Origin of the sequence: uncultured Methanobrevibacter sp. (genome assembly GCF_902774605.1) — an archaeon.
In the GTDB taxonomy this organism is placed as follows: Archaea; Methanobacteriota; Methanobacteria; order Methanobacteriales; family Methanobacteriaceae; genus Methanocatella.
In genome coordinates, this window is sequence record NZ_CACYJE010000034.1 from 1 (window position 1) to 19,246 (window position 19,246).

The following is a 19,246-nucleotide window of genomic DNA, read 5'->3' on the forward strand; positions in this document are numbered from 1 at the left end:
GCAAAGTCCAATCCGATATCGGTGATGTTCAATACTCCCTTATCTATTTGAGCCCAGTTTTTACGGCGCAGCCATCCGAGTGCGATGTTTGCCTCTTTCTTATCCAAACCTGTTTCGGCTGACAAGTCCTTCATGCTGATTTCTTTTTTCTCTGCAAGCGCCCTTAGGATTCTTCTTTCCGGAAGACCGTGTTCTGCATATTCAAGACCGTCTTCAGTCAGTGAGTAGGTTTCCTGGACTTCCTTGTCCACTTCGATTATGTCCTTTGAAGCAAGTGATCCTGCAGCACTCATGACTGATTTAATGTCCATGCCTGCATTTTCAGCTATATCTTCAGGAGTTGCCTTTGGATTTGCTTCAAGCTCTTTTAAAAGTTTCTTTTCGTAGATGTGTAATTCTCTAATGGTTTTTTTAATATCCTCACTCATTTAAACACCATAATCTATTAATTGATAATATAATAATATATGTTTAAATTGATTTATAAATATAATGATGGAAGTTGAAAAAAGTGAAAAAATGAGAAAAGAAAATTTTTCTTAATTGTGACAAAATTTGAAATGAGAAAATGTTTAATTGATTTTTAAAATCTCATCCAAATCCAATCTAGGGGATTAATAGGTATTGATGTGCTCTTTGGATTCATATCCTAGGGCAATTCCCATTATGATGTCCTCATCTTCAGGAATCGGTAGATTGTCCCTTAGGAGTGTTTCCTCTCTTTCTAGGACTTGCATTAATAACCACATATTCATGATTGTAATATATATCGTTCATGACTTATAGCATTTTAGAAGAATTCCTCGAACTTGGAGAGGATTTCCGGGTCGATTTCAACTGCCCTGTCAACGCACTTTTCCGCATCGTATTCCTGGTGGAGCTCATTCAAGGCCATTGACTTGAACATCCAAACGAACGCCAGCCTATCATTGTACCTCAGGCACTTGTCGAATAGCTTGACAGCCTTTTTATAGTCACCGGCAAGCATCATGTACTTTCCCCTTTCGGTGAGGTACTCGAGGTCTGTGTTGTCGATTTGCTCGGCCAGTTCAAAGTAGTCTTCGGCCCTGTCGAAATCGTTGAGCTCCATGTAGACCTTGGCCTTGCCGATTACTGGGTAGATGTCCTCTGGGTCGAGCTTCATTGCATTGTCATAGCATTCCAATGCCCTTTCAAGGTCGTTGCACTTGTGGTGGAGCACTGCCTTGTTCGACCAGTTGTAGGAGTCCTCCTTGAGCTGGATGGACTTGTTGAAGCACTTGTGGGCGGCGGCCACATGGTTGAGTTCGCTCAAAAATGCACCCTTGTCATTCCAGTAGTTGTTGTTTTCAGGCTTGAGCTCAATGGCTCTGTCGATTACCCGTATCGCCTTTTCGTATTCACCCATGCATCCAAGTGAGAGTGCCTTGTAGTATATGACTTCGCTCTGGTCAGGCAATATCTCCAGTGACTTGTCGAAGTTGCGGATTGCCTTTTCATATTCTGAGAAGTAGAAGTTGGTGATTCCCATGTCGAAGAGGTCTTCAGGGTCGTTCGGGTCAAATGGTTGGTTTTCGCTGAATTGTGTGGTTAAGGAATCGTTGAGGGTTTCCATTGATTCATCATGCAGGTCGAGAAAGGTCAGTATCATTGACCTGGCAAATAGTGCGTTTGCAAAATTCGGACTGCCTTCAGGTATCAAATCCAGTAGAAGCAGCGCATCATCCAACTTGTTTTCGCCAATCAGTTCATCGACTTGGTGGAAAATTGAGTCTTCCTGTTGATTGTTTTCAAGTATTACGTGTTTTTCATTTTTTATTTCCATGTTAACACCGTTTTAACTGTTTGTATTAACAGTTTTGGTGTTGAAAATAAATATAAATTTATCAAGTGCGACTCGGCACAAAAGCACACATGTGCAAATGTGATCGGCTTTGTAAAAAAAGTGTTGAAGAATAATTCACAACAGTTCAGCTATTGTTTTATTCAATTCTTCAGTGATTATTCTTACACATTCCTCGGCTTCATCATCCAATCTGAAGGGGTCTTTTGCAGATACTTGATAATCCTTTAGAACTTCATTGACTGCAACCGTACCGGACACATCAATTCCCTTGTTTTCAAGAATCTTGTTGACGCAGGTGTTGGGACATCCGTTAACCGCAACTATCGGATACTTCCTAAGCATTTCATCATTTCTCCCCTCAATGTCGGCGGAGGTGGAGCCCATGCAGATTGATATTACATCATCATTCTGCTTTCTGCAATCCCCTACCGCAACGCGTGACACCAGACCGTTTGCGCTCATGCCGTTGCATGGCGCCAGTGCAACCTTATCAACCATAATAACACTCTCCAAGTTTAGTTCAATTTGCCTTGCGCAGTCAAGCAATCGCTTCAATAGCAGATGTCATTCAAGCCCCTGGCCTGAGTTGAAGCGCAAGCATATTCATGATTAATCATATATCATTATTACTTCATAACCCTTCTTAAAATGAAAAACATTAGCTTGGAGAATAGCCTTTTGAAGACATTCATCCCAACCATTGGGGAAAAGTCATGATTGATCAAATCATTTTCAATCCAGAATTTCCTATCCACTTCAATGGGATTTTCCGAAACCGCCATGGCCCTCCAGACATTATAAAAGACTATATCATTGAATTTCGGACCATGTAAGTCTCCTGACTCAACATCCCTTTTGAATTTACGGGAAACCTTATCTATTTCATCTGTTTCCAGAGTTTCCTTTCCTCCACATGCCATTGCTATCTTACACACATTATTCACTCCCCAATGCCTTAGGGTCTCGTCAATGTATTTGGACACCTTCTTGTGACCTGCCCCTGCCGTTGACACCACCACCAATGCCTTTTTCGTGAAGAATTCGGGACGGTGATAAAGATATGCCGTGTGGTCAAGGAAGTTCTTAAGAAGGGCCGTGACGTTCATGGCATAAACCGGAGAACCAATAATCAGCCCATCGCATGACCTGATCTTTTCAACGATGGGTTTGACCTTATCATGATGGGGGCAGTACTCCTCGCCCTTGACTATGCAGTTGTAGCATCCGATGCATAATGGGATTTGCATTTCAATCAGGTTGATTTGTTCAAACTCGCCATCCAGGTTTGTTTTGACCTGCCTTATGATTTTGCATGTGTTTTTCCTTCTTGGTGAACCGTTGATTATAAGATATTTCATTTTCATAGCTCCTTCAATTGTGAATCAAGGATGAGCTTTTCCTTATGCTCGAAATCCTTGTCAAACTCATCGACATCCTCTTGAGTGACATTGAATACTTCCGGATTGTGAAATGTGCCTGTTTTATTTTTCACTTTGCTTTCATCAAATACTCGAATCATGAAAAAAGGGCACTCCTCATGGGTGTCTGTTCCCTCAAGAAACATGCTATAATTTGATGCGCTTTCAAATCCGAACCTGTGATAATAGTTTTCATCACCTATGACGAAAACAAAGGGGATTTGCTCTTATCTTGCCAAATCCAGAGTGTATCTGATTAATCTTGAACCCAAACCCCTATCTTGACAATCCTCATGAACTGCAATCGGGCCTAAAACTGCCGCATCAATTTTCCCATCATCATATTCTATGACACCCATTGAGTAATTAATGTTGCCCACGATTTTCCCGTCGCATTCTATGACATATGCCAATTTTTTTATGAATCTCTCATCATTCCTTAAATGATGCAGGATATAATGTTCATATGCTCCTGGGCGATACACATTCCAAAAGGCGTTTCTCACAAGGTTTTCAACTTCCACATAATCGTTTTCACATTCAGGTCTTATTTTCAGCATCATCCCCTCCTGACCGATTCGAACAGCAACTCAATGTGATTCTTTGACTTTTCACATAGCCTTTCAACGAAGATTTCATCATCCTCAGGGAAATTGATAATGTAATGCTCATATAATAGGAATAATCCGTATTTGTAGAACGATTCCGCCAGCTGCAATGAATCAGCGTCCTCGCGAATCAGTTTTTTGGATTTCATCAATTCAAATAAGGCTATCCAGCCTTTAATTGCATCTTCCAGAATGCTTTTTTTAAGAAAATCGTTTATCCTTTCATTGTGATATGACTCGATCAGTATTATCCTGGTGATTTTAGACATTTTCTCGTCTTTGAGCTGCATTGCGAAGGCATTGAGCCCCATCTGGTAGAAATGATCAAAGCCTACGTCAAGATTTGCGCTTGCATCATCAAGGGGAATGTCTTGGGCGAGCATCCTTTCAATATAATAATTTAGGATGGAGTCCAGAATCGCCTCCTTGGAATTGTAATGATTATATATTGAGCTTTCTTTTATTCCCACTTTTGAGGCGATTTGGCGGATGGAAACGCCGTTGTAGCCGAATCTTGAGAATAGGTCTATTGAAATGTCAAAAATTTTTTGCTTGTTGTCAGTCCTCATCAACTAACACTTGTTAGTTAAAGTATTTAAAACTAACGGTTGTTAGTCATGAAAAAATAAAGCAAAAATAACCTGAAATGGCCTTTGAAATGATTAAAATAGAAAAAATGGAAAAACTATTCGAAATTGGATTTCAAATAGCTTACGAAAATGGATGCTGCAGTCAAGTCTGCAGTGGTTCCTGGATTGTACTTGTTTTCATACAGGTAATCGTCAAATTGCTGTACAGTCTCCATGAAATCAGGTGAATCCCTCATCTTAAGAAGATCCCTTGTCATCATGGATATCTTCAATGCCTCATCATCCCCGTATTTCCTTGAAATCAAGGTGTCCGGAACATGGGATAGGATAGTCAGGAAGGTTAAAAGACAAGCCTCATTTTTGGTTTTAGTCTCTTTAAGCTCATGATAGGTCGGATAGCCTATCTCAAATACTGCAGGCATGTCTGAGGTCATTTCGCGTGCAAGCATGTCCCATGGGGCTGAGATTTTCAATACATCATACATTGTCTGATTGTTGTCCCTGAGCTCCTGCTTTGCATTGTCGCTTGCAACATCATACTCGTCCTGGTCGCCCATTCCGCCTGCATCCGCAATGTTTATTGCATCATACAAGTCACAGGCATCGTCAACACTGGTGTTTGACATCAACAGTTTGATGTTTTCACGGATTTCATCGAATGAGTCGCTGATTGATGCCGCCACTGCTATGGGTGTGGTCATCATGACTATTCCAAGGTTGGTGTTGTTCTTAATCCACCTGTCGGTTTCCGCCACTGCCTGGAGGATGTATTTTCCAAGTTCAGGTTTTTCAACATCCACGTCAGTGCATGCTTCACGGATAGTGTCCCCGATTACGATGCCACTTATGATGAAGTCCTCAAACTCCATGTCGTCATAGTCACGTGTACGGTGAACGTTGCCTGGTTTCGGGTATCCGCTCACTTCAAGTGCTGATGCTATCTGGGCGATTTTTGCTATTTCATTAGGATTCATTCTATCACATCGTTCAATAATAGGTATGGTGCGAAGTTGGTGATTATTAAATCGGCTCCGGCACGTTTAATGGATAATAATGACTCGGTTATGGCTCTTTCAGTCAAGTAGCCCTTTTCAATGGCTGCCATGAGCATTGAGTATTCTCCGCTGACGTTGTATGCAACCAATGGGAGCATGAACTCGTCACGAACCATCCTTACAACATCAAGGTAAGGCAATGCTGGCTTAACCATCAGGAAGTCGCATCCTTCAATAACGTCGAGTTCGCATTCACGGATTGCCTCAACTGCATTGGCCGGATCCATCTGGTAGGATTTCCTGTCACCTGCATGAGGGGATGAGCATGCCGCTACCCTGAATGGTTCGTAGAATGCTGAAGCGTATTTCGCTGAATAGGACATTATCATGACGTTGGTGTAGCCTTCATCATCAAGGGCCTGCCGGATAGCGCCCACCCTTCCGTCCATCATGTCTGACGGCGCCACGATATCGGCTCCGGCTTCGGCGTGTGAAACTGCAACCTTGGCAATGTATGGCAATGTTTCATCGTTGAGTATTTCTATTCCGTCATCAGTGTCGTCGTTTTCAGCAATCATTCCGCAGTGGCCGTGGGAAGTGTACTGGCAGAGGCACACGTCGGTTATGACAACCAGGTCTGTTTCCTTTTTAAGTCTCCTCACCGCCTTTTGGACTATTCCTGTTGCGGAGTAGTCCGGTGATGCTATCTCATCCTTTGTCTCTTCTTTTGGAATTCCAAATACAATGATTGATTTCAATCCTTTAGCTTCCAGTTTCTTTGCAAACTCAACTCCACTGTCCAGGGAATACCTGTATTCCCCGGGGAGTGATGAGATTTCCTCTTTCTCATCGCCAGTGAGTTCTTCCTTAAAATAGATTGGATAGATCAAATCATCTTTTTCAAGTTTGGTTTCACGAACGATATTTCTTATTTTAGCATTTTTCCTTAATCTTCTCATTCTTGTAGTTGGAAATTCCATAATATCACTTAATTATTAATTTTAATTTAAAAGAATATAAATTTAACATTTAGATAACAAAAATCATACAATATTGTAAAATTAATATACTCAATATGTAATGAAGTTTAAAGAAATTTGGGAAAGATTTGGAATATATTTGGAAAAAACTTTATATATAATCCGAATGAAAGATAATAATCAATCAGGCGCCTGTTAAATTTTCAAGTGATAATATGCAAAAGAAAAAATTTAACGGTTTCAATGATGAGGGATGTCTGCCTTTTGGAGTTTATGAAATGACCCTAGATGAATTTGAGGAAATATTTTCAAAAGACAAATCATTAAGACGACAGGAAATCATGAAATACTACAAGGAGCACATAAAACAAATAACAAGCTCCCCTTACTATCTAAATCATTGGATTGATGGGAGTTATGTAACCTCTAAAGAAAATCCAAATGATATTGACACTTTCACCGAATTTGATGGTGTTAAAATTGATCAAAATGATGATAAACCACTTATTGAAGACTTAATCTATAACGCGCCTCTAAGAACATATAACACTTGCCATTCATTCATGGTTTACAAATATCCCAAATCATATCAAGAAGAATATGAAGACTACTTAGAATTAAAGTCAATGACATTAATTATGATTTTTGGAAGAAATAAAGAAACAAAAAATCCTAAAGGAATTGTGAAACTAAAAAATTAGGTGATGAAATGGAACTTGAACCAATTAAACTCGTAACACTCGAGGATTACGATAGAGAAATAACAAAAATGGAAAATCTATTAACTAAAATGGAAGCTTACATTAAAGAGCACCCCGAAAGATTAGGGTATGCTGGAAACTACAAGACCCTGAAAATTGTCTATGATATAATTTTTCAAGAAAGAGAAGAGTATGTCCATGAATTGACTGACATTTACCTGCATCTGAATGGAAAATCCTTAGAAAACGGTGCAACAATACATAATTTATACAAGTTAAGTTATAAATTCAATGAAACAGGACACTTATTGGCTAGGGATTTTGATGAGTTGAAAGTAAAAAGCATCTCTGAAGGATCATACAAAATCCAGTTTGGCTTCAAAAACCCAACTGATGATGACGTCAAAAGACTCTCCCCCCGCAAAAAAGGACTGTTGAAACTATTCAAGTTTATCGAATGCGGAGACGATGTTGAAAAGTTAAAAAAGGAAGCAGGCAGTGAGGATATTGAAGGATTGCGCAAGTATAAGGAATTCATAGGAGAAATCGTGAAAAATGAAGTTGATTTCACATTAGATACTGAAAAAGGCACATTGAAGGCAGGCCTGACTCTTGAACAGTGCAGGAACATCTGCCAAAATTTAAACATATAATAATGTTAAACTACAAACATTACACCAATTACCTAAAAGAGGCCAGTAAATGTCAAATTCAATTGGAGAAAAATTTCAAATAACAACATTCGGATCAAGTCACGGAAAGGCAGTGGGCGCCATTGTTGACGGATGCCCAGCCAATCTTGAACTAAGCATTGAAGACATTCAAAAGGAACTTGATAAAAGAAAACCCGGAACAAGCAGCGTAACCACTCCAAGAAAAGAGGATGATGAGGTTCAAATCCTATCAGGAATATTTGAAGGCAAAACCGATGGAACACCAATAACCGGCGTTGTATTTAACAAGAATCAGAAATCAAAGGACTATTCAATGTTCAAGAACACTCCACGCCCATCCCATGGAGATTACGGTTGGATGATGAAGTACGGCAACTACGACTACAATGGAGGAGGCCGTGGAAGCGGAAGAGTCACCATCGGACATGTAATCGGCGGCGCAATAGCCAAGAAACTTTTAAAAACACAAGACATTGAAATCATCTCCCATGTCACTCAGATAGGTGACGTTAAAGCAGAGCCACAGGACTTCAAAGCCATTAAGGAAAACATTGATAAAAATCCTGTAAGGTGCGCCGACTTGAAAGCAGCCGCTGAAATGGAAGAACTTATTTTAACTAAAAAGCAGGAAGGAGACTCTGTTGGAGGCATTGTTGAAACCATTGCTATTGGAGTTCCTGAAGGTCTTGGTGAACCAGTATTTGAAAGGCTCGATGGCGACCTTGCAAGGATACTGATGAATATCGGTGCGGTCAAGGGTGTTGAAATCGGCCTTGGATTTGATGTGGTGAACCATACCTGCAGTGAAATAAACGATGCTTTTCAAATTGAAGACGATAAAGTCATCACCAAAAGCAACAATTCCGGAGGAATCATCGGGGGCATGAGCAATGGAATGCCAATAGTGTCACGGATTGCAGTAAAGCCAACCCCATCCATTTCCAAATGCCAGGACAGCGTGAACCTGGAAAGAATGGAAAATGAAAAAATAGAAATTAAAGGACGACATGACCCCTGCATCTGTCCTAGAGTAACAGTTGTTGCGGAATCAAGCACTGCAATTGTTCTTGCAGACCATATGATTCGTTCAGGGTTCATTCATCCGAACAATCTTGAAAAAAAATAATTATTGTCTCCTTTTTATAATGGAGACTTCATCAAATTCCTTATTTTTAAACGCCAACTGGTAAGTGTTCTTGCGTTCACTATCATATAACGTATGATAGGTGCTGTGTATTGATGACTGCACGTCCTTGAGTGAAATCAATCGGAAGCGTTTCGGATTATTGTAGTTGACATTGAATGACAGCCCGTCATAGGCTGCGATTGTCTTGACGCCGGTGTTCTTGGACACTTTTTTTGCCTCAGTAACGGGATTGCTTGAAATCATCTTAAGACCCAAATGAGTCATGACGGCCACTTGCGGCTCCACCTCATTTATCAGGTCGATGAAATTGCGTGAGCACATGTGCCCGTTGATTGAACGGTTTCCCGGCCTCAGCACGCTTGCAATGAGTATGTCTGCGCCCTTGTGCTCATCGGCCAATCCTTCAAAGTACCCGGTGTCTGAAGTGTATGACACCTTGAATCCGTTGTAGTCCATCTGGAATCCAGTGCCTGTAGGGTCTCCATGAGAGGTTCTTGTACCCTTGATTTTGATGTTGTCCAATTGCGCCCATTTGTCGGGCTGGAGGACTATCTTGTCTGACTTGGACTTGTGGTAGCTTGAAATGCAGGGACCCCATCGCTCATATCCCTCGAGCACGCTTTGGCTACCCACGATTGTGCCGTATTCCCTGGTCATTCCCTTGGTCATTGCCTCGATGAGTATTTCAGCATCGTTATAGTGGTCGGTGTGTGAGTGTGACACTATCACGCCGCTTAGGTTTCGAGGGTCGAATCCGAATTGGTATGTCCTGATCAGCGCTCCTGGACCCGGGTCGATGTGATAATTCTTTCCTCCGATATTATCAATCCTGAACCCTCCAGTCATTCTTCTTTGACTGATGGCGGAGAATCTTCCACCGCCACTTCCTAAAAAGGTTATTTTCATTTAAATCCCCACGTCATAATGAGCATAAAATTATATCGCATTTGAGTGAAGATTTATCTTTCTTAAGGCATAAATCCTCATTTTCAATGATAACTTTATCTCCTATCTTCACGTTATCACTTTCAGTGAACATTAAAACATTCTGTCCCGGAGCGGCCAATTGTTTCCAGTTCCCATCCATTGCCTGAGTCTTGCTGTTCAGTTGAACGTAGACCATATTGCCATCTATATTGACGACTTTTCCGACTTCCCCCTTGTCGATTATCTTATTGGCCATGTCAATTGCAATGTTTTGCTGAACCAGCTTTTCTGTCAGCTCCTGCCTGAACTTGGTGAGGACCTTGATGTCATGGTCAATAGTAATGTTCAAGTGCTTTTGGGCTTCTGACTCATTGTATTTTGGCTGCTGCATCATCACGTCAACCTTCTTTCCGACAGTAGGGGTTTTGGAAGCGACCTCCTCAACTATTGATTGGAAAATTTCTCCCATGTACCTCAGGCTTAGGGATGCTTTCCATTTCCTCTGGATTAATGTTTCAGCCATTCGTTTTGCAAAATCATTACCGAAAATGATAAGTCCGCTTTTGCCAGCATTTCTCTTTTCAGTCTCTGAACCGAGCAATTTAAGCATCTGATAGCCATTAGTGGTTCCGTAAATGCGCCTTCTTCTTGTTTCAAATGTTCCTTTAGTGCTTACCTCGCCCCTAATGGTGTTTCCTACCTTTTTCAATTTGGTGGCGTCATCCGTTATCTTAATTGAAATGCTCAATTCTTCTGCCCTTGCAAGGAATTCATCATCTGTTGCAAGTTTTCCACTATATAATTCGTTTTCTAATATTCTTAAATTCTCTTTATCACCGAAATATCCTATCTTTCTTTTATCACTCGCCATTACACATCCTTTTTTTCCAACATAAGCAATAATCAAGCTCATAATATCTCTCGAATACTGATATTTTAATAATTAAAATATCAACTAATTTAATAATTATTTATATTTATGATAATCATACATTATATAGTTTAACTGAATTGTTAAAAAAAATGCATAGTTTAAATTGAAATAAAATAAAGAAGTAAATGTTTTTAAATAAAATTTCAAGTCGTGTGAATGTTTAAACAATATGTTTAAATAAGAATATAACAATAAATATAATTATATTAAATGTTAATTATTTATCATCATAAATTAACATGACAATATAAAAACAACAGGAGAAAAACTTATGAAAGATCTCAATAAGATGTTTAAACCTGAATCAGTAGCTGTTATTGGAGCATCCAATACCCCTGGAAAAGTAGGATACATTATTGTTGATAATCTTATCAATGATGGATTTAAAGGCGAAATCTATCCTGTAAACCCAAAAGGTGGAGAAATACTCGGAAAAACAGCTTACGCAAATATAAAAGATGTACCTGGAAAAGTTGATTTAGTAATCATTACTATCCCTTCCCCATTCGTAAACACAGCAGTCAAGGAATGTGGCGAAGTGGGCATTGAAAACATGGTGGTTATCACCGCAGGATTCAAGGAAGTAGGTGAAGAAGGAGCCAAATTGGAAGCTGAATTAACCGCTCTCGGTGAAGAATATGGAATAAACATTATTGGACCAAACAGTTTAGGAATAACCGATTCCCACACTCCTTTAAACGGATCATTTTCACAAATGATGCCTCCAACAGGAAACATTGCATTCATCTCACAGAGTGGAGCAATGATGGTGGCAATCATCGACTGGAGTGTAACATCAGGAATAGGCTTCAGTAAAGTAATCAGTTTAGGTAACAAGGCAGGAGTAACCGAAATAGAATTACTTCAATATTTAGCAGAAGACGATGAGACCAATGTAATCATTTGTTACCTCGAATCAATTTCAGACGATGAGGACTTCGTAAGAACCATGAGGGAAACCGCACGCAAAAAACCGATTATCATCCTCAAATCAGGTTCAAGCAGCGCAGGAGCAGCAGCCGCATCATCACACACAGGTGCATTGGCTGGAAGTGACCTTGCATTCGACACAGCATTCCACCAATCCGGAATCATGCGTGTTGAAACCATGGCTGAACTCTTCGACCTCGGTTTAGCATTCTCCAAGGCACCACTGCCAAAAGGAGACAACGTTGCAATCATTACCAACGCTGGCGGTGGAGGAGTACTGACCGTGGACGCAATGGAAAAGGCAGGTTTGAACCTTGTCCAATTCGATGAGGAAACCACAGCCAAACTGAAAGAATGCGTAACAGAAGAGGGAAGTGCCAAAAACCCTATCGACGTACTGGGAGATGCACCGGTAAGCAGATACAAAGAATCATTAGAGCTTGTTTTAGGCTACGAGGATGTTGACAGTTTAATCGTAATGGTATGTCCAACAGCATCCGCTGATCCGGACGGAATCGCTAATGCAATCCTTGAGGAAAGAAAAGAATTCAACAAGCCAATCATCGTGGTAAACATGGGAGGCCCATCCTTTGAAGCTGCAAATGAAGCTTTAAGAGCAAACGGAGTGCCAACCTACGTATTCCCTGAAACCGCAGTAACCGCACTTGAAGCAATGACAAGATACTCCAAGCTAGAAGACAGAGTATATGATGATGTCATTGAGAAAGTCGATGACGTTGACAAGGATGCTGTAAAAGCAATCTTCGACAAGGTAAAATCTGACGGCAGGGACACACTCCTCGGTAGTGAAGCATACGCTGTGGCTGAAGCTTACGGAATATCCGCAGCACCAATCAAATTGTCAACCAGTGCTGATGAAGCAGCACAACTCGCTGAGGAAATGGAATTCCCAGTTGTGCTTAAAATCGCATCCGACAAGATTCTGCACAAGTCCGATATCGGCGGTGTTAAAGTGGGCATTGAAAACGCTGATGAGGCAAAAGCAGCATACGATGAAATCATCGCTAACGCTAAAGCAGCACATCCTGACATCATCCCTGACGGTGTTGAAGTGCAGAAGATGATGGATTCCGGTGAAGAAGTAATTGTCGGTATGATTAAGGACAAACAATTCGGTCCTATGATTGCATTCGGTATGGGTGGAATCTACGTTAACCTCATTGAGGATGTTGCATTCAACCTTGCTAAAGGCATGAGCTCACAGGAAATCGATGAGCAAATCGACAAGACCAAAGTATCCAAATTGCTTGCAGGATACCGTGGTGAAGCTCCTTGTGATGTGGAAGAGGTTAAGCAAGCTATCAAAAGAGTAGCTAGATTGACTCTTGACTTCCCTGAAATCACTGAGTTGGACATTAACCCAATCTTCGTTTACGAGGAAGGTTCATCTGCTCTTGATATTAAAATCAAATTATAATTTCTCATATGAGAAATTATCCACTTTTTTTTATTTTTAATTTTAAACCATGCCAGGTGATATCATGTATGGTGAAATCGATTTGGAATCCTACACTATTTCTTTAATCAGAATCAATTCCGCATTGTCCAAGCTTGAAGCTGAAGAGGACATTTCACAAGTCAAGGAATTGTTTAATGACAGTTTCCGTGATTTGAATAAGCTGTATAAGGACATTGTTGATGACTTGAACCAGGAAGAGGTCAATCTCAACGAGTATCATTTGTTTTTTCAGAACGGAAAGCAGACTTTCCCACAGTACATTGAGGTGTTGGGAGGAATTGACAATCCCGAACTTGAAGATTGTTTACGTGATTTGGTTAATGTTTTCATGAATCTGAATAAGATAGCTGACGGCTTTAATCCAAATGAGGCTGTAGAATGAATCATGATTTTGGCAAAGTCGGCATTGAAAAGGATATTCAGTATGAGTGCATCACAACAACAATTAACCGTGACGGCGTGAAGAATGCCGGAGCCTTTGCGTTCAGGTATCTTGGCGAGGATATGGTTTTCAGCAGCATCTTTGAAGGTTCGAAAACCTTAAAAAACATGTTGGATACTAGGGAGTATGTAGTTAACATCACTCAAGATCCGTTGGTTTTCACATATGTTACACTAGATTGCCTAGGCGATGAATATTTCACTAGTGATGATGACATTGCCATCATTAAAAACACTCCAGCTTACATTATCGTGGATGTTGTTGATGTCGAGAAAAAGACCCTCAAGGACAGTAACCTGTATTTCGTAACCGGAAGGATTCGCGAATTCATCATCAATGACGAGAATGCACAGGCATTCAACAGGGGCCTGTCCGGCTTGATTGAGGGGCTCGTCAACTTTTCAAGGTACAAGATTGTTGATGATGAGAAAAGAAAGGAGTACATGGACAGGCTGGTTGAAAACAAGAGAATCATCGACAAGGTGTCTGATGAGAAAACACGAAAAGCAATGGCCGATTTGAAGGCCGAATATGAAAAATACTGATTTTAAAAAAAAATAAATTAAAGCATAGTTAATTTTAACTATGCTTCCCAGTATAGGTTTTCCTGAGGAATTGTTTCGTTTAAGATTCCAAGGTCAACTTCCAAATCTTGGAAAGCATCCACATCAGCTTTGTAAAGCATGTCTAAACCTGATATGAATGGGAAGCTTTGAAGGGAATCTGCTTCTGCAGCAGGGTCAGCAACAATGTCTTCAGGCAGTAACTTTACAACCTCAGCGGTTTTGCCTGATGAGACTTTTTCGTTGATGAAGTCTGTTGCGTTTTTATGGATATCTACAATGTCTTTTGCAGTGTCCTTATGGTTTTTGAGGAAGTCATCGGATGCAACAACTACACAGCATGGGTGGCCTGGTAGGATTTCTGATGAGTCGACCAATTCCTTGATTCCGTCATCGGTTGTTCCTAGGCTTACATAAGGCTGGAATGTGATTGCTGCTGGAAGGTTGCCTGTTTTCAATGCATCGTTGATTGATGGCACTTTCATTGCAGATTCGTTGATGTCATCAAGGGACATTCCATTGTCTTTCAAGTATGATGCAAGAAGCACATGTTGAATGGATGCGTCACCTGGAGTTGCGATTGTTTTTCCTTTTAGGCTTTGTGCATCGTTGATGCCCGCTTGGTCGTTTACGATTATTCCACTGCCTTCTGTTTGTGCTGCGGAAATAATTTTAACCGGCACGCCGGCTGATATGGATGATAGTACTGGAGCAATTCCAACATATCCTACATCTACGTCTCCACTAGCCATTGCAGTCATTAAGTCCCCACCATTGTTGAACTGAACCAGTTCGGTGGTGATGTTCTTGTCTTTGTATAAACCTTGTGCGTCTGCAACAAATAATGCTGCGTCGTGGTCGGATGGTAAGTATCCGATTTTAACTGTGTCGCTGGAGCCTCCTCCTAAAAAGTCGAAGAGTCCTGCACTAGCTGATCCCATTACAAGGAATGCTGCTAATGCCAACACTAAAACAAATGTAATTTTCTTATTCATTTATAATCACCGTTAATTAATTAACTTAATTACAATAGTAACTTTAAAGAGTGTAATATAAATATATTACTTTTTAAAGGTAAGTTAACAATTGTTATATTGAATCCCTAATCTTATTATTATTTCCAAAATATTTAAAGGTTATTGTAAAAAATAATAAACACGATGGGGGTTATCTGCCCACCAGTGCAAGATCCACATATTTTCTTAATTCACTGCATTTTTCAGTGCCAATATTTTTTAAATTGTTGATGCTGGTGCGCTTATTGTTCTTGGAGAGAATCATGTGAGTGTTGATATAGCCGTCATCCCTAATCAACTTCAATAATCTCTTGCCGTAGGTCAAATCCGGGTTGGCTATGCGGTCAAGCATCAGTTTCAAGGTGGCATCCTCATTGATTCCCAATACCTCGCACATTCCATACATCTCATTGATTATATCCGCAGCCCAAGACTTGAGAGTGACCTCCTCGCCATCGCGAAGCAATCTCATCGAATCGACATATGCCTTCTCTGCAGTGTTCTCCTCATTGATCTTGGCTTCCTCCTGCCATAAAGGATAGTCGGACTCCTTTTTAACCAGCATATATATTAAAAACAGATGCAGGAAATTCATGTCATGCCTCACAAGACCGCACTGGTAGAACGGATTGATGTCGAGTGTCCTGATTTCAATATACTCTATGCCATCATTTTCCAGGGAATTGAGAAGGTCTTTAGGGTTTTTGGGCTTCAATCTGATTTGAGTGTACAGTTCCTTGGCCTCTGACAAGTCATCATTTTCTATGAACTTTCTAACATCACCTGTGAATGCATCGACTGAAGCGTATGAAGGGTAGAGTTCCTTCAGGTTCTTGTAACCGCATGATGCGTTCCTGAATGAAGGCCCTCTTGTGGAATAATAGCTTCCATAATCATCCTTGGCATCCATCAGGTGAATGCAGTCATTGGAGAATGTATTGTGGGAACCTATTGAACAGCCTGTCAGATAGATGATCAGCCAGCAGTAGCGAATGTAATTGCGTGTAATCTTTAGGTACACCTCGTTTTTGAACTCCTGGAACGGAGCATCATACTCCTCGATTTGATAGAGCTTTTCTAGAAACTCGTCGGTGAATGAGAAGTTAAAATGGACTCCTGAAATCATCTGCTTTTTGACTCCGTACTTCTTGGCCAGTTCCTCACGGTACTTCTGTGAATCCTCCCCCTCCTCAGTGTACTGGGCTATTGGAATCTTATCCCAATACGGAAGGATGCAGGGTATGGACTGGAACCACAGGTACTCATCTTCGGGAAGTGAAGAGTTTACGAGATCCGCCAACAATGAGAACGCGTCAAACGCCTCATCCAAGGTGTTGAATGTAGGTGTGATGATTTCAATCTGGCTTTCTGAAAAGTCAGTTGTGACTACTGGATTGGTTAATTTGTCGCCAAAGATTGCAGGGTGCGGTGTCAGTGACAGTTCACCTTCACCTTTTGCCCGTAGGCTTTCCCATTCTATTCCAAATGAGCCTGCAAAGATTTCATTGGCTGGTATTGTTGATAAATTTTTTAAAATCATTCTAATCCCACACTTAAATAATCTATTTGTTTTCACCCAATATTAAATTGTTATGTCAAGTTTGCCATAATCCCTAATTAATTCTTCAATATTTACTCCATTTTGAATAGATTCAATAAGGTGTTTTCCGGGATTTGAATGATTTTTGATTCTTTCGTATAATGGCTTTAAAAATATTTCCTCACCGATGCCCCTTTGCCCAAGGCCTTCGCCTGCAAGGTCAACTATGCTTCTTGTCAGTTTGCACAATTCAGCCTCGTCAATGAACTCGGGCACTCTATTCTGTATCAGCAGTTTTCTGAGTTCCCCTGCAGTGTACCCGTTATGATAGATGACCTCATCATTGTTCATGATTTCCTCAAGCTCATCCAGCTTGTCCTTCAGTCCGAGGTGGAATGCCGCAACGCTCATGGAATCCCTTATCGGCTGTGTGCAGATGCTTCTGAACTCAACGGTTCCCCTGAATGTCAGGTTGATGAACTTGAATGGCCTTAAATACTTAATGTCATTTACGCATGGGCGGATGTCAATCTCGCGGTACCTGCCCCTGCAGTAGATTTCACCTCGAACGTAATCCCTTGAGAAGTATTCGAGAAGGTTCATTGACGGGAAGTTGATGTAGGCGCCATCGCGCATTACACAGTACATGTTCAATGATTCCAGGTATGATTGAAGGTCATTGATGTCCTTAAATTCGACGTCGTAGACTCCGATGTTGTGCGGGTTCACTCCATGAGTGGAGTATTCCCATAATGCATCCCTGAAGCAGGTGTATCTATCATTTTCACCATACAATACGGAGTTTGAAAACAATAATGCCTTGATAGGCTCGATTTTTGAGAATACGTTAATCGTTTGGACGAGGTTTTGCCTGTTCACGTCCAGCTGCACCTGTGATGCGGATGAGAACATTCCATATTCCGGGTACTTGTGGAAGTGCATCGGAACATCACTATAATTATTGACTGATTTCAAGTGATGATAGAGCATCAGGTACCTTTCTGAAGGTATCGGCTCGTTGACATTGTATTTCCTGTATGGGTTTATCCCCATTCCTGTCAGGGTATGGTTGTGCTCCTCGAAGGCTTCCTTGACGAATGAGTAGTACTCTGTGAACCTTTCATGTATCGTGAAGAGTTCCTTTTCCCTGCCCATTGCAAACTCGATGTTGTTGTAGGAGCAGTCATAGCATACTATATCGTCTGTTTTAGGGTCCTTCAGTGCAAAGACGTTGCCGTCATAGTCTGTTCCGTCAACCTTGAAGTCGGAATATTGCCTTTGGAACCTGCCGGTGATTTCATGCACAGTGTTGAAGTCAACTGCCTTCTTGTCAAGGTTAATGATTGGAATTTCTATTTCTATTCCAATGTAGTTCTTGTCCTGGTTGGTTGGTTTTATGAACTCTGAGTATAGCTTGTTTCTGATTATTTCCTCATCAATCATCAGCATCATCCGGGTTTAGTGATTTTAAGTATTCCTCCATGAGCTTTTCATGGTATTCTGTGAATACGAATTCATTGTCATGTGCTTCGCTTTCGAATATGATGTTTCCGTCTATAAGGGCGAAGACCTTGTTCAGCTCGACTTCCATCCAGCCGTCGTCATCGTTGACCGGAGTGGATGCGACTAGAAATCCGTCGTCGCTTTTGAGGTAGTATAGGGATTTTCTCATGTTCGAGTGGATGTAGGTCAAATCGCCGTCGTAGATCATTATGTTCAGCTTGTTGTTTTTTGATAAGTCTGATAGTATTTCTGTAAGTAGGCTGAAGCGTTCCTTAATTGTTGCCGGAGCGCCTTTTGCGTTTTCGAATTCGTTGATCTTGTCGATTATATATAGTAATATTCGCTCGGAATCAGTGTCCCCGTTTTCCTTGTCCCTGTACTTGTCGAGTTCGGGATAGTCGAAAATGGTTCCGTTATGAATCAACATCCATGATCGGTTGTTGTCATCGGCTTCTATGAAGGGGTGGCAATTGGGAGATATGATTTCACCTACAGTAGCCAGCCTGATGTGAGCGAATATGTTCTTTCCAACGATGGGATTGGACAATATGTCTTTTAAGTGTTGACTGCATGCTGCTTTTATAGGCTCTTTTTGTATAACAAATTCATCAGATTGCATTGTAGCCAATCCCCATCCGTGAGGATGCTCTTCTGAGTGATCATAAAAGCATTCAAGGCATTCATTTACTTGTTTTGGCGTATTTGAATTAAAACAGAATATTTCACACATATCATATTACCTCCCATAATTGGTTTATCACAATTGTTATAATTGTAATAACATATGTTATATGGATTATAGTATATAAATATATTGCTAAAAAAAGTATTTAAAATAGAGGGTGAAACCCCCTATTTCCTAATGATCAGTTTTTTAGTCAAGGTGTCCTTGCCGTAAGATACAGCGTATTTGTATTTTTTATTAACCTTAAGCTTCTTGAGCATGGATTTCTTCACTTTCCATGTTCCAACG

The 19,246-nt window shown here is 40.7% G+C and carries 22 protein-coding genes; 6 read left to right on the top strand and 16 right to left on the bottom strand.

Annotation, left to right across the window (positions count from 1 at the left end; translation table 11 throughout):
* The 10 genes from QZU77_RS07145 to hemB all read right to left on the bottom strand — a co-directional run.
* Window positions 1-428 (bottom strand): winged helix-turn-helix domain-containing protein (locus tag QZU77_RS07145; RefSeq protein WP_295602175.1); only part of this gene is annotated, 428 nt, incomplete at its 3' end.
* Between the two features lie 186 nt (window positions 429-614).
* Window positions 615-737, bottom strand: coding sequence for a hypothetical protein (locus QZU77_RS07150; protein WP_295602177.1), 123 nt, complete (start codon window positions 735-737; stop codon window positions 615-617).
* A 53-nt stretch (window positions 738-790) separates the two neighbouring features.
* Window positions 791-1,804 (bottom strand): tetratricopeptide repeat protein, encoded by a 1,014-nt coding sequence (locus tag QZU77_RS07155; protein WP_295602180.1) that lies wholly within the window; start codon window positions 1,802-1,804, stop codon window positions 791-793.
* 135 nt (window positions 1,805-1,939) lie between these two features.
* Window positions 1,940-2,323 carry a putative zinc-binding protein gene (locus QZU77_RS07160; RefSeq protein WP_295602183.1) on the bottom strand — a complete coding sequence of 128 codons (384 nt, stop codon included), beginning with the start codon at window positions 2,321-2,323 and terminating at the stop codon, window positions 1,940-1,942.
* Between the two features lie 128 nt (window positions 2,324-2,451).
* Window positions 2,452-3,183 (bottom strand): flavodoxin family protein, encoded by a 732-nt coding sequence (locus tag QZU77_RS07165; protein WP_295602186.1) that lies wholly within the window; start codon window positions 3,181-3,183, stop codon window positions 2,452-2,454.
* 2 nt (window positions 3,184-3,185) lie between these two features.
* The gene (locus tag QZU77_RS07170) at window positions 3,186-3,344 is read right to left on the bottom strand and encodes a hypothetical protein (protein ID WP_295602189.1); all 159 of its coding nucleotides are present in this window, start codon (window positions 3,342-3,344) and stop codon (window positions 3,186-3,188) included.
* Window positions 3,345-3,470: 126 nt separating this feature from the next.
* A complete protein-coding gene (locus tag QZU77_RS07175; protein ID WP_295602193.1) occupies window positions 3,471-3,803 on the bottom strand; it encodes a GNAT family N-acetyltransferase in 333 nt (110 codons plus the stop codon).
* A complete protein-coding gene (locus QZU77_RS07180) occupies window positions 3,803-4,420 on the bottom strand; it encodes a TetR/AcrR family transcriptional regulator (protein ID WP_295602196.1) in 618 nt (205 codons plus the stop codon). The genes QZU77_RS07175 and QZU77_RS07180 overlap by 1 nt, the downstream gene beginning before the upstream one ends.
* Before the next feature lie 116 nt (window positions 4,421-4,536).
* Entirely contained in the window at window positions 4,537-5,415 is an 879-nt protein-coding gene (locus QZU77_RS07185; protein ID WP_295602198.1) for a triphosphoribosyl-dephospho-CoA synthase, read from the bottom strand.
* On the bottom strand, window positions 5,412-6,416 hold the full coding sequence (gene hemB / locus QZU77_RS07190; protein ID WP_295602201.1) for a porphobilinogen synthase: 1,005 nt from the start codon (window positions 6,414-6,416) through the stop codon (window positions 5,412-5,414). The genes QZU77_RS07185 and hemB overlap by 4 nt, the downstream gene beginning before the upstream one ends.
* A gap of 215 nt (window positions 6,417-6,631) precedes the next feature.
* Between hemB and QZU77_RS07195 the strand changes: the two genes are divergently transcribed.
* Genes QZU77_RS07195 through aroC form a run of 3 tightly spaced genes read left to right on the top strand, consistent with a single transcriptional unit; the run spans window position 6,632 to window position 8,917 of the window.
* Complete coding sequence (locus QZU77_RS07195) at window positions 6,632-7,117, top strand: DUF6932 family protein (protein ID WP_295602205.1); 486 nt, start codon at window positions 6,632-6,634, stop codon at window positions 7,115-7,117.
* An 8-nt stretch (window positions 7,118-7,125) separates the two neighbouring features.
* Window positions 7,126-7,770, top strand: a complete 645-nt coding sequence (locus QZU77_RS07200; RefSeq protein ID WP_295602208.1) for a hypothetical protein — start codon at window positions 7,126-7,128, stop codon at window positions 7,768-7,770.
* A 49-nt stretch (window positions 7,771-7,819) separates the two neighbouring features.
* Window positions 7,820-8,917, top strand: coding sequence for a chorismate synthase (gene aroC / locus QZU77_RS07205; protein ID WP_295602211.1), 1,098 nt, complete (start codon window positions 7,820-7,822; stop codon window positions 8,915-8,917).
* Here aroC and QZU77_RS07210 read toward each other — a convergent pair whose 3' ends face one another.
* Together QZU77_RS07210 and QZU77_RS07215 are read right to left on the bottom strand one after the other, a co-directional pair.
* Window positions 8,918-9,844 (bottom strand): MBL fold metallo-hydrolase, encoded by a 927-nt coding sequence (locus QZU77_RS07210; protein ID WP_295602214.1) that lies wholly within the window; start codon window positions 9,842-9,844, stop codon window positions 8,918-8,920.
* A gap of 13 nt (window positions 9,845-9,857) precedes the next feature.
* Window positions 9,858-10,778: a DUF2121 domain-containing protein gene (locus QZU77_RS07215; protein ID WP_295602217.1), complete on the bottom strand. Its 921-nt coding sequence runs from the start codon at window positions 10,776-10,778 to the stop codon at window positions 9,858-9,860.
* Window positions 10,779-11,070: 292 nt separating this feature from the next.
* On the opposite strand from QZU77_RS07215, the gene acs reads away from it, so the two are divergent.
* The 3 genes from acs to QZU77_RS07230 all read left to right on the top strand — a co-directional run bounded on the left by acs (window position 11,071) and on the right by QZU77_RS07230 (window position 14,196).
* Window positions 11,071-13,167 (top strand): acetate--CoA ligase alpha subunit, encoded by a 2,097-nt coding sequence (gene acs, locus QZU77_RS07220; protein ID WP_295602220.1) that lies wholly within the window; start codon window positions 11,071-11,073, stop codon window positions 13,165-13,167.
* A 64-nt stretch (window positions 13,168-13,231) separates the two neighbouring features.
* On the top strand, window positions 13,232-13,591 hold the full coding sequence (locus QZU77_RS07225) for a hypothetical protein (protein ID WP_295602222.1): 360 nt from the start codon (window positions 13,232-13,234) through the stop codon (window positions 13,589-13,591).
* Window positions 13,588-14,196: a DUF447 domain-containing protein gene (locus QZU77_RS07230; RefSeq protein WP_295602225.1), complete on the top strand. Its 609-nt coding sequence runs from the start codon at window positions 13,588-13,590 to the stop codon at window positions 14,194-14,196. Before QZU77_RS07225 ends, QZU77_RS07230 begins: the two co-directional genes overlap by 4 nt.
* Window positions 14,197-14,234: 38 nt before the next feature.
* On the opposite strand, the gene QZU77_RS07235 is transcribed toward QZU77_RS07230, so the two are convergent.
* The 4 genes from QZU77_RS07235 to QZU77_RS07250 all read right to left on the bottom strand — a co-directional run bounded on the left by QZU77_RS07235 (window position 14,235) and on the right by QZU77_RS07250 (window position 19,003).
* Window positions 14,235-15,209, bottom strand: a complete 975-nt coding sequence (locus QZU77_RS07235; protein ID WP_295602228.1) for an ABC transporter substrate-binding protein — start codon at window positions 15,207-15,209, stop codon at window positions 14,235-14,237.
* A gap of 172 nt (window positions 15,210-15,381) precedes the next feature.
* Entirely contained in the window at window positions 15,382-16,770 is a 1,389-nt protein-coding gene (locus QZU77_RS07240; RefSeq protein ID WP_295602231.1) for a glutamate--cysteine ligase, read from the bottom strand.
* Window positions 16,771-16,812: 42 nt separating this feature from the next.
* Window positions 16,813-18,213: a hypothetical protein gene (locus QZU77_RS07245; RefSeq protein WP_295602233.1), complete on the bottom strand. Its 1,401-nt coding sequence runs from the start codon at window positions 18,211-18,213 to the stop codon at window positions 16,813-16,815.
* Window positions 18,206-19,003, bottom strand: a complete 798-nt coding sequence (locus QZU77_RS07250; RefSeq protein WP_295602236.1) for a class II glutamine amidotransferase — start codon at window positions 19,001-19,003, stop codon at window positions 18,206-18,208. The genes QZU77_RS07245 and QZU77_RS07250 overlap by 8 nt, the downstream gene beginning before the upstream one ends.
* Window positions 19,004-19,246: the final 243 nt, after the last annotated feature.